At 38.1% G+C, this 10,711-nt stretch carries 8 protein-coding genes and 2 pseudogenes; 7 read left to right on the top strand and 3 right to left on the bottom strand.

All coding sequences use genetic code 11. The annotated features are described in order from the left end of the window. The first annotated feature begins 225 nt into the window (after positions 1–225). Both D0T51_RS11730 and D0T51_RS11725 read left to right on the top strand, forming a co-directional pair. Entirely contained in the window at positions 226–1,566 is a 1,341-nt protein-coding gene (locus D0T51_RS11730; RefSeq protein WP_163729520.1) for an MATE family efflux transporter, read from the top strand. A 104-nt stretch (positions 1,567–1,670) separates the two neighbouring features. Next, entirely contained in the window at positions 1,671–2,414 is a 744-nt protein-coding gene (locus tag D0T51_RS11725; RefSeq protein WP_163729519.1) for a NigD-like protein, read from the top strand. Between the two features lie 81 nt (positions 2,415–2,495). Here D0T51_RS11725 and D0T51_RS11720 read toward each other — a convergent pair whose 3' ends face one another. Further along, the gene (locus tag D0T51_RS11720; protein ID WP_239056819.1) at positions 2,496–2,945 is read right to left on the bottom strand and encodes a hypothetical protein; all 450 of its coding nucleotides are present in this window, start codon (positions 2,943–2,945) and stop codon (positions 2,496–2,498) included. 170 nt (positions 2,946–3,115) lie between these two features. Between D0T51_RS11720 and D0T51_RS11715 the strand changes: the two genes are divergently transcribed. The 3 genes and pseudogenes from D0T51_RS11715 (at position 3,116) to D0T51_RS11710 (ending at position 5,887) form a co-directional block, all read left to right on the top strand. Then, positions 3,116–3,589 (top strand): TetR/AcrR family transcriptional regulator, encoded by a 474-nt coding sequence (locus D0T51_RS11715; protein ID WP_163729517.1) that lies wholly within the window; start codon positions 3,116–3,118, stop codon positions 3,587–3,589. Between the two features lie 381 nt (positions 3,590–3,970). Then, positions 3,971–4,153: pseudogene (locus D0T51_RS12335) on the top strand (ABC transporter ATP-binding protein); the annotation flags it as partial. Further along, positions 4,146–5,887 (top strand): annotated as a pseudogene (locus D0T51_RS11710) (ABC transporter ATP-binding protein). The pseudogenes D0T51_RS12335 and D0T51_RS11710, both read left to right, overlap by 8 nt. A gap of 552 nt (positions 5,888–6,439) precedes the next feature. Here D0T51_RS11710 and D0T51_RS11705 read toward each other — a convergent pair. Together D0T51_RS11705 and D0T51_RS11700 are read right to left on the bottom strand one after the other, a co-directional pair. Further along, a complete protein-coding gene (locus D0T51_RS11705) occupies positions 6,440–7,483 on the bottom strand; it encodes a nucleotidyl transferase AbiEii/AbiGii toxin family protein (RefSeq protein WP_163729515.1) in 1,044 nt (347 codons plus the stop codon). A gap of 2 nt (positions 7,484–7,485) precedes the next feature. Beyond that, positions 7,486–8,079, bottom strand: coding sequence for a DUF6088 family protein (locus D0T51_RS11700; RefSeq protein WP_163729513.1), 594 nt, complete (start codon positions 8,077–8,079; stop codon positions 7,486–7,488). Between the two features lie 457 nt (positions 8,080–8,536). On the opposite strand from D0T51_RS11700, the gene D0T51_RS11695 reads away from it, so the two are divergent. Together D0T51_RS11695 and D0T51_RS11690 are read left to right on the top strand one after the other, a co-directional pair. Further along, positions 8,537–9,787 (top strand): hypothetical protein, encoded by a 1,251-nt coding sequence (locus tag D0T51_RS11695; RefSeq protein ID WP_163729511.1) that lies wholly within the window; start codon positions 8,537–8,539, stop codon positions 9,785–9,787. A gap of 156 nt (positions 9,788–9,943) precedes the next feature. After that, positions 9,944–10,606 carry a DNA methyltransferase gene (locus D0T51_RS11690; RefSeq protein ID WP_163729510.1) on the top strand — a complete coding sequence of 221 codons (663 nt, stop codon included), beginning with the start codon at positions 9,944–9,946 and terminating at the stop codon, positions 10,604–10,606. Positions 10,607–10,711 lie beyond the last annotated feature (105 nt).

Genomic DNA, 10,711 nt, shown 5'->3' with positions numbered 1-10,711 from the left:
AGTGTTGATAGCTATCGTTACTACTGACGATAGCTATCATCAGTAGTGACGATAGCTATCATCAGTAGTGACGATAGTTGTCGTCAGTAGTAACGATAGCTATCAACAGTAGAATTGTCCCGCATTTTGAACATATAGAACTGCGTTTTTTTCTTCCAATTGTTTGAGAGCGTTCGCTTCGCAAAGCAATATTATTGATTACTTTTGCCCATTGAAAACAGCAATATGAAACAATTTTATCAGACCTATAAGAATCATTATAAAGCCCTGATATACCTGGGGGTTCCGATTGTGATCGGACAAATCGGGCAAATCATTATGGGTTTTGCCGATACGTTGATGATCGGACATCACAGTACCCAGGAACTGGGGGCTGCTTCTTTTGTAAATAATATGTTTACAATGGCTATCATTTTCAGCACCGGCTTTTCTTATGGACTGACTCCTGTTGTCGGACATCTCTTTGGCAATAATGAGGCGGATGCCATTGGGCGGACACTGAAAAACAGCTTGTTGGCCAACTCACTGGTAGCCGTTCTGTTGACGGTCATTATGTCATTCTTATACCTCCATATCGAAAGTTTGGGTCAACCGCAGGAACTGATTCATCTGATAAAACCCTATTATATCGTTTTACTCGTATCTCTCTTGTTCATTCTTCTATTCAACGGATTTAAACAATTTGCAGATGGCATAACCGACACGAGAACATCGATGTGGATATTGCTCAGTGGGAATCTTCTCAATATTATAGGCAATTATATCTTGATCTACGGGAAGCTGGGATTGCCAGAAATGGGACTATTGGGAGCAGGTATCAGTACGCTTTTCTCACGCATATTGATGTGCATCGCTTTCGTTATAGTCTTTTTTTATTTCAAGCGTTACCGGCCTTATCGGGATGGATTCAAGCGTTCCGGATTCAATCTGTCGGATTTCAAAAAGCTCAACAGCCTGGGTTGGCCGATCGCTTTTCAGATGGGTATGGAAACCGCATCTTTCAGTCTGAGTGCAATCATGATCGGGTGGATAGGCACTGTTGCTTTGGCTGCCCACCAAGTCATGTTGTCGATTTCTCAGATTGGTTTTATGATGTATTACGGGATGGGAGCCGCTGTAGCTGTAAGGGTAAGTAACTTTCAGGGTAAAGGGGATATACATAATGTGCGGCATACGGCTTCGGCCGGATTTCAATTGATCATGGTCATGGCAGTGTTTGTTTCCATTCCTCTCTATCTGTTGAGAAATGAATTGGGAGGGTGGTTTACCGACGATGAAGGAGTCGGTATCACAGTGGCCGGCCTAATCCTCCCTTTCATCCTGTATCAGTTTGGTGATGGCCTGCAAATCACATTTGCCAATGCATTGCGTGGCATCTCCGAAGTGAGATCGATGATGCTGGTGGCCTTTATCGCCTATTTCATTATCTCTTTACCTTTGGGATACTTCTTCGCGTTTACCCTGGATTGGGGTACTGTTGGTGTCTGGATGGCCTTCCCCTTTGGGCTGACCAGTGCCGGAATTATGTTCTATTATCAGTTTCGGAAAAAAACAAGAAAGAGCTGAAGAAGAACAGATTTTCCCTTTTAACATCTTTTATTGTTTCTATTTGCAGCCTTTCTTTCTCATACCTCATCTATCTTATTGGAAACAAAAGGAATGAAGTATTTATGTTGAGAGGAAAGAAAGAGTTGAAGTTATTTTTGCTGACAGTAGTGTTTGCATGGGTTACACTTACATTTCAATCCTGTTTGGATGACGACGGATATTCATTAGGCAAATATTGGATAGAAGTGGCAACTATTGAGTCGTTAGAGAATAATGCACATTTTTTCAGATTGGATGATGGCAAATCGCTTTGGCCAACAGCCGGGTACTATACAGGACATAATTTAGGCGACGGACAACGGATATGGTTGAACTACACCATTCTGAGCGATTCAATGGATGGATTCTCCCATTATGTAAGAGTCAATGGCTTGGATCCTGTTTTAACAAAAGGGATTGCTGCGGACAAAGGAGAAGAAAATGATGTGATTTATGGAACCGATCCTGTAAATATCGAAAATATATGGATAGGAGATGGTTATCTGAATGTACTTTTTGTCTTTAACTACGGGGGACAGGAAACTCATTTTGTCAATCTCTTAAAAGATAAAAAAGAAGAGGATCTTTATAGTGTTGAGTTTCGGCATAACGCCTATAATGATCCGGCCAGAACAGGGGTTCGTGGTATTGTTTGTTTTGATTTGAGAGATTTACCGGATACAGAGGGGGAAACCGTAAAGTTGAAAATACGGGTAAATACTTTTGACGGGGAGAAGATCTATGAGTTGGATTACAACTCAGACAAGAACTTTCCAGGTAAAAAGATACTCACGGAAGATACAGTATATTTTGAAAGGGTTAACTAAAAACCTTCCCACATAACTTTTATTTTTATCATTTAGTTCAGGGAGAGAGGCGTCGGGATGATGCCTCTTTTTTTGTTTCTTTCACTCCGGAGTGACCGGTGGATAGGTCTCTACGGGCGTCTCTACTGACGGGCTGATGTGTACAATCGCATCTACGATATATTTAGAATATCCCCGCCAGGGTAATATGCCAAAGTATTCTTTATAATGCAGGTCGACTATTTGCCCTCCGGCACGCATCAATTCTTCTGCAATTTGAGGATCGGCAATCGAAAAGGTGAACTCATTGGATTGTATGCCTCCCGGTTTGTTGGACCAGAACCCGGACTGGATAAGCTTCCCTTCATACGTTTTGAAAAGAATTCCTTTGTATACAACGTAATTCAACTGTCCGGTCTTAACGCCCTCCCCGTAAGGGTAATAGTAACGGATGCCCACAAATAGGCCTAGCCCGATAAATAGGAAAGCCAATAAGGCATTTCTAAACTTCTTAAAACCTTTTCTGCGAATGGATTTATTCGGATCGTTCATCTCTCTACTTTTTATTAGTATAACAAATGGTCCTCTTATTTGTTGTGGTAAGATTGAATAGGGAGATCATTCTGAACGCATACTTTCAATGTAAAAATACCAAGAAATAGGGATTGCAGGTTATTAAAGAACACCGTTCCTTTGTGGTCGAAAAAGTACGGCATTCATTAATGAAATTACTAAAAGACGAAATATTCGAATCCATTCTCTCTGTAGCCCGGCAGGAGTTTATCTCTAAAGGCTACAAGAATACCTCTATGCGTGATATTGCCCAAAAAGCAAATGTCGGGTTAAGCAATATTTACAACTACTTTAAGAACAAAGATGAGATATATCGAGCCATTCTAAACCCTGCCAAGAATGGCATTTTCACGTTTATTACCCAGCAACATACCGAAGATAATTTCGACTTTAGCCACATAATACCTTATGGTCATAACGAAAATACCATAATATATTACATTGAGCTGATAGAGAAATATAAAGAGGAATATCGTCTTTTGCTCTATTGTTCGGAAGGTTCATTGGAAAATCCAGTTCAGATTGACCCCGTAAACCAAACGATTTTGACCCCTCGTCCCAAAATAAGTTTGACCCTTCTAACCAAAATAAAAATGACCCTATTGAAATGTATGCCAACATAAACTTTTGGCAATCCTATAAAGTATTAGATTGCAAGAAAGGAAAATGAAACAGAATGGACGAGATAAAGAACTGACAAAGTCTTTTTTAAGAGACATACAAAGGTACATTCCAACGATAGAACGCCAACACCAAGCCGCAAGCGGTTTATAGAAATTTCTTCCTTTCGTTCCGAAAGAGTAAATTTCCATAAAGTGTTGTCTTTTCTATCATTTCCATGAATGAAATGTATATCAATTTAAAAAAGGAAAAACAATGGTTTACAACCTAATGATGGTTCCCTAAAATAAAAATGACCCCACTCATCAGGATACTTAGGGGTCAATATTAAATAATTTTCAGGGGTCAAACCTATTTTGGCTTAAGGGGTCAACACATATTGGATTTTCCATCGCTTAACAAGCATTGTCGATGCCGACAATATTCTCGTAATCAATAAAGGGAAAATCGCCGAACATGGCACGCACAACGAATTAATCAACAAACAAGGAATATATAACAATATGTGGAACGAATACAGGCAGTCCGTTCAATGGACAATCGGAAAGGAGGCTACTCATGCTTAAAATGATTCAAAAACGATTTGCTCTCTCCCAAAAGGGAGCTAAAGATTTCTGTAAAGGCGTATGTTGGACAACCTTGCTCGATCTCGCCTTGATGCTGCCAGCCGTTTTTGTCTTCCTTTTTCTCGAAGACTATCTGCAACCGGTGTTTAATCCGTCCGCTTCTGTCGCACACGGAATAGCTTTTTACAGCATTCTCGGTCTTGCATTCATATTTGTGATGTATGTGATTGCCCTGTTTCAATACAAAAGTACATTCAATACAGTATATGAAGAAAGTGCGAATCGGAGAATTTCGCTTGCCGAGAAACTACGCAAGTTGCCTTTGGCTTTCTTTGGAGAGAAGAACTTATCGGATGTAACATCGACCATTATGGATGATTGCACCGATTTGGAACATACATTCTCACATGCCGTGCCACAGCTATTTGCCTCAATGATTAGTATTCTATTCATTGCTTGCGGAATGTTTTTCTATAACTGGCAACTGGCGTTGGCTTTGTTTTGGGTAGTGCCGTTTGCATTAGCGGTGATTCTATTATCCAAACGAAAGATTTCCAAAGCGAATAAGACCAATTACATAAACAAACGTGCCGTAACCGAACAAATACAGGAAGGATTGGATGCTATTCAGGAGATAAAATCTTACAATCAGGAGGCGGATTATCTTCACAAACTGGATGATAAAATAGACCATTACGAAAAAGTGCTTATCCAGAGTGAATTATTGACAGGGGTTTTGGTGAACGGCGCACAAAGTTTACTGAAACTCGGCTTGGCGAGTGTGATAATTATCGGAGCTAATTTATTGACAACAGGAGCAATTGATTTATTTACTTACTTGATATTTTTGGTAGTCGGCTCACGGATTTATGCACCTATCGACGAAGTGATGAACAATTTGGCAGCACTATTTTATCTCGATGTCCGTATTGACCGCATGAATGAAATGGAAGCCTTACCCATTCAACAGGGAGCAACCGATTTTGCACCAACTGATTACGATATAGAGTTCAAAAATGTTGACTTTGCTTATGAATCGGGAAAACAAGTTTTGCAAAACGCCTCTTTCACTGTTAAGCAAGGCGAAATAACCGCTCTGGTCGGCTCTTCGGGAAGCGGAAAAAGTACGGCAGCCAAACTTGCGGCTCGTTTCTGGGATATTCAGTCGGGAGAGATTAAACTGGGAGGATGTGATATTAGTCGGATAGAACCTGAAGTTTTATTAAAAAATTATTCGGTTGTTTTTCAGGATGTAACACTATTTAATACGTCCATCAAAGAAAATATTCGGATAGGTAAACGTGATGCTTCGGACGAAGAAGTGATGCATGCTGCCCGGTTGGCTCAATGCGATGAATTTGTAAGTAATATGTCGCAAGGTTACGATACTGTTATTGGTGAAAATGGTGAAACCCTTTCAGGAGGTGAACGCCAGCGTGTTTCTATCGCTCGCGCCTTATTGAAAAATGCGCCGATAGTTCTTTTGGACGAAGCAACCGCCTCTCTTGATGTAGAGAACGAAACCAAGATACAAGCGGGAATATCAGAGTTAGTTCGTAATAAAACGGTATTGATAATTGCACACCGCATGCGAACAGTCGCCAATGCCGATAAAATAATAGTGTTGGAAAACGGAAGTGTTGCTGAAATGGAACACCCGAAGAACTGAAAAAGCAGAATGGGATATTTGCAAGAATGGTTGAGAGGCAAACGGATAATGTAAAGCAATATTAAGAAATACTGTTTCTTGCCATTTTCACAGAGTTGCCCTAAAAAGAAAAATCCCTGAAACTGTCTATGTTTCAGGGATTTGCTTCGTTTTACTACTCTTCTTAAGTGGTGCCACCAGAAAGAGAACTATTATCGTATCTCTATTGATAGTCAACCTTTTATGTTTTCTTAAATTTGGAATCCCACACGATTTAGCACACGATTATTTTTCATCGTTCTGCTCGCTATTTGCATGATTTCTTTTACAAAGTTACGAAAAATATCTATAACCATGAAGACTTCTTTCGAAATCTTATCTTAAAATAGTGCTATAATGTACTGATTAACAGTCTGCAATATTGGATTCTGCATAATAAACTAATAACAGCACAACACAATAAACTAATGGACTATGGCAATTATCGTTCTGTAGGTAGGATAAAAATAGAAAAGAGAGCCCCAATAGAATTTTATATAAGCAATGCATCCGCAACAATATACACAGTCTGTATATTATTGCGGATGATATGATATTGGTTATTCAAAAATATAGATGCCCTGATACTTATATTTTTTTTACTTAAGGCTAAAGAACGGAGTATTGCATGTCAGTTTTCTGAATCGTTCTTGTAAAATAGTAATGCGTTTGATTAGTTCATCATAAGATAGCTTCTTTCCATAAATGAACCCTTCTTGCATCTTTTTATAATCATCCTTAAGTGTCTCAACCAAGGGTTCCGGTGGCAAGAAAGAAATCGTTGAAGGATGGTGGCTTTGGTAATCAAATCCACTCCATGCGGTAAATTTGCTTCGATGTTCAACAATATGAGAGTATAAGAACTCATCGTTCATCGCTTTTATGGCAAATTCTTCATCCATCATCTTCTCTATGTCATAAAGATGCCTAGTAAGTCTATCGATATTTCTACCGCCTCCTATTCGATTAAATTCTTCATGGAGAAGAAAAACCTTCTCTAAAAATGTCTTCCCCGGAAAGACTGTTGGCACAACAAACGATGCTCCACTAAAAGGTTCATCCGGGTACGCGTCTTCAATCATAGATCGCATTTTAACAGGTTCAAATGGTTCGATTAATGAGCGACAACTAATTTCAACCTTAACTCTTTCTGCTATGTATGGATTCTTATCAGGCAATATAGAGGTATATTCGATAAAAAACTCAACAGGGTCTTTATCCGATACTGTTGTTTCAGGATTCACCAACTTAAAATGTCCTGATAACCCCAATGCGTCCAATGCTTTTTCTATCTCTGGAACAAGTGTGTTGTCTACGAATCGTTTTGATTCTTTTCTTAATTTAGTACGTTCCTTCTTACTTAGGTTCTCTCCAAATCCGAGAACAGCTCTATCTATGGCAAGATCACAATCTTCAGAAAATCGCTCTATTAAATCCCAGCCTTTGCTAAGGCTCGTTCCACCCTTAAAAACTACTCCTTTACTGCATGGCAATCCGAAAATGGATTTCAACACCATACTTACCCAAAAATCTTTTTCTACGGCATTATCATCAATACCTTTTTCTTCTGCTACATTTGCAAGGATGGTTTGTTTTTCTTCTAAAGGTAGAAATATCCAGTTCTGTTTTAACGTCGTTTCCATAATCAGATTATATTTAATTTCTTGCGAATCCACTGTGGTGCTATAAGGAAATCCTGCCTAATCATTTCCTGATTTGGCTCCTTAGCAAGTATTTCTCTTATTGTCAGTATCGTATTGTCATCTATACTCTTTTCACCGATTTCTTTCATTGCTGATACAGCTAAAGAAAACAACTCGCTTTGATAAGCAAAATTTCTGGGGACGCTCTTCTTGAAAATGATTTTGCGATTACCCACTGTAATTGACCTTGGAGTACCATTTGTTAGATATACGGCATTCATTGGGACCTGAGTTGATAGCCCTAAAGCATTCAAAGCAGTTAAGCCTGATGGGATAATACGCGCCTTGTCTTTTTCGGCAATCGTTTTTGCAATTGTGTCAATAGATGGTTTATGTATCCCATAACGATTACGACTTGGATACAAATAGATGCCTTGTGAGAGACGTATCAGAAATTTCTCATTTTCAAGTCGGGATAGCACTCTAGCAACCAATGCATCATTATTCAAATCAGCAAAATCACTTATCACATAAAGCCTTCCTTCTCCATTTTGCATTATGCGGTGTTTAATTTCCTTGGATAAAACATGTGCCATATTTCTTGTTTTACTAAATTATGTCCGAAATTACTGCTTTTTTTCGGACAAAACAAGAGGGAGGTTAAATTTTGTCTGAAATTACTGCTTTTTTTCGGACAAAAAAAAGGAGGGAGTGAGGATGATTATCTTTCATCGTTCTGCTCGTTATTAGCGTGATTATTTTTGCAAAGGATGGAATCATATTAAACCTGCCTGCCCTCAATTAAAGCAATTAGCCCTTTTTTTGTTTCTGTTATGCAGCAAAAATAGCACATTATGGAAACAAAATAAAGGTATTGAGATGAATTAAGAGCATTTCTGTTTTATCGACAAGACGAAAATGAGGCCTTTTTATTTTGCGTACAAAACAAAAGAGATTTTTCTCATTCACTTGCTGAGTAAATTACCCCACTATTATCTAGTCAATTCTTGTTTTTATGAGATATATCGGCTAAAATATGACTACTTTTGTTGGATGCAACAAGTAAATGGCATAGCTACTTTCTCTGCTCCTGTATTTGATAATCTCATTGAAAGGGCACAATACCATCCTGATTTACTCAGTCAGGAGGAGAAAGATGCTTTGTTAAGTATAATAGAGAAACTTCAATGTGTTGCAATCTGTGGTAATGATGAATGTCGTGAACTTTGGTTAATCATAGAACGTGGCTCTATAGAGGATTTCGGAGATTATGATGAGTATTTGGAGAATGAGATCGTAAGTAGCAAAGATGAGTATGAAGAGTTATGGAAAGAAGAATATCCGGATCCAATAAAATGGTATCTTCTCTCTGTAAAACGTTATAATGAAGCTTGTTTTCTTTTCATTGACAGTAAACTTACTCTGCACATAAAGAAGGAAACATCGAATATTACGGAATCCATTAATCTCCAGCTTATTTCATGGATTGATCAAACCGTTAGCAAATGTATTGACTGGCTCAAAAGAGATATGTCCGGCTATAATGAGTATATCAATCAACATCTTCCTTATACAAAACGTACTGGTCGCATCCTTCGGCAGGATTATTGGAACATTGACCCGAAAGAAAAAGAGTGGATGCTGAAGGGATTGACAACGACTGATATAGATATACTAAAGATTATTGTAGAATTGTCCGAAGATGATGAACAGACTATCTTTCCAGAGGAAATGACTTCCGGTATCTTCTTTGACTGCTGTAAAATTGGATATGACGCTAATAGCTATTTGCAGAGTGCAGATATGAAACCAGTAGATTTATACCGTAAATTTGCAGATGGAAGAGATTTCGGACTTACCCAACTGAATCCTGACTCTCCCCAAGCATTTGAAGAATGGTTTAACAAACGAGAATGGCAATTTGGTCATCCGTGGGAAGTTTGTCGAGGTGGTAACTCTACACATATTTCGCTGTATGTTGACAAGCGAGCAGATGGTTGGAGATTATCTCTTTCTGGAAAAAGCCGTAACCGAGTAGCTGAAACTGTACGATTTGCAATAGCTTTACATAACTATAATATCCCTTTCAAACTATGGGATGCTAAAGAAATTTTAGCAATGATATCTGGTACAGATTATATAGGAATTGTTATAGAAGGTATCACTCCTGTTTATTGTCATTCCTATTTTCCGAAGGAAGACCATGTTGCTGATTTCATGAATTTGCCAGTAGAAAATAGAAACAAAATTGCAAGTAAGACATATTGGTACTCAGAAAACGTGACTAGATTGGTTGAAGTGTAAAAGTCCAAAGATTTATATTAATATATTCTTCTAATATAGAAGTACAATGTATGTGTAATGGTTTCTAATAAAATGGATCAAACGGAAAGGTTCATGTTTATTATATAGTTTAGCAACATTCTCTTATCTTTGCGAATTATATCATCCTATAAAAGTATGCAAGTAACCTCTAATTTTTATTCTGTTGATTTTGAGCAGATACCATTAGACCCGTTTTGGAATACGGGAGATGGGAAAGAATGTAAGATGCATCGAATACATGCTTATCCTGCTAAATTTCCTGCATTTATAACGACAAAGGCTATAGAGTTTGTTAAAAAAAGAGGAGTAGATGTGAGACTTGTGGCGGATATTTTTTGTGGTTGTGGGACCGTTGCTCACGAGACTAAAAAAAATGGACTCTGCTTCTGGGGGTGTGACATCAATCCTGTTGCAACTTTAATAGCAGAAACAAAAAGTCATATATATAATGACGAAGTTTTGAAATGCTATACAGAAGCTATCTTGAACTCATTTTCCTCGTCATATATAGAAGACTGTGAAATAGAAAATGTGAATTCGCGAATAAAATATTGGTTCAAGACTGAGCAGATTAAAGATTTGTTAATTTTGAAGAAAATAATTTTTTCAACTGTCGCAGATGATAAATACTATTTAAATTTTTTCCTGTGTGCATTCTCTAATATTCTAAAAGCGACTTCTGTATGGCTAACAAAATCCATTAAGCCGCAAGTAGATCCTCATAAAACGCCTGCTAATGTGATAAACTCATTTGTAAAACAGGTTTCTATGATGAGGTGGAAATTCCATCGAAAGTGACCCCCTTCGGCCAATTTAAACTGACCCCTTAAAGTTGCGTTTCAAAACGTGGTCATTTTTGTAGTTGTTTTTGAGGTTGGCAAACATTCTTTTTAGCCGGGGTTA

It is taken from the genome of Parabacteroides sp. 52, from assembly GCF_010500925.1.
In the GTDB taxonomy this organism is placed as follows: domain Bacteria; phylum Bacteroidota; class Bacteroidia; order Bacteroidales; family Tannerellaceae; genus QVMG01.
This window is presented reverse-complemented; position numbering and strand designations above follow the sequence as displayed.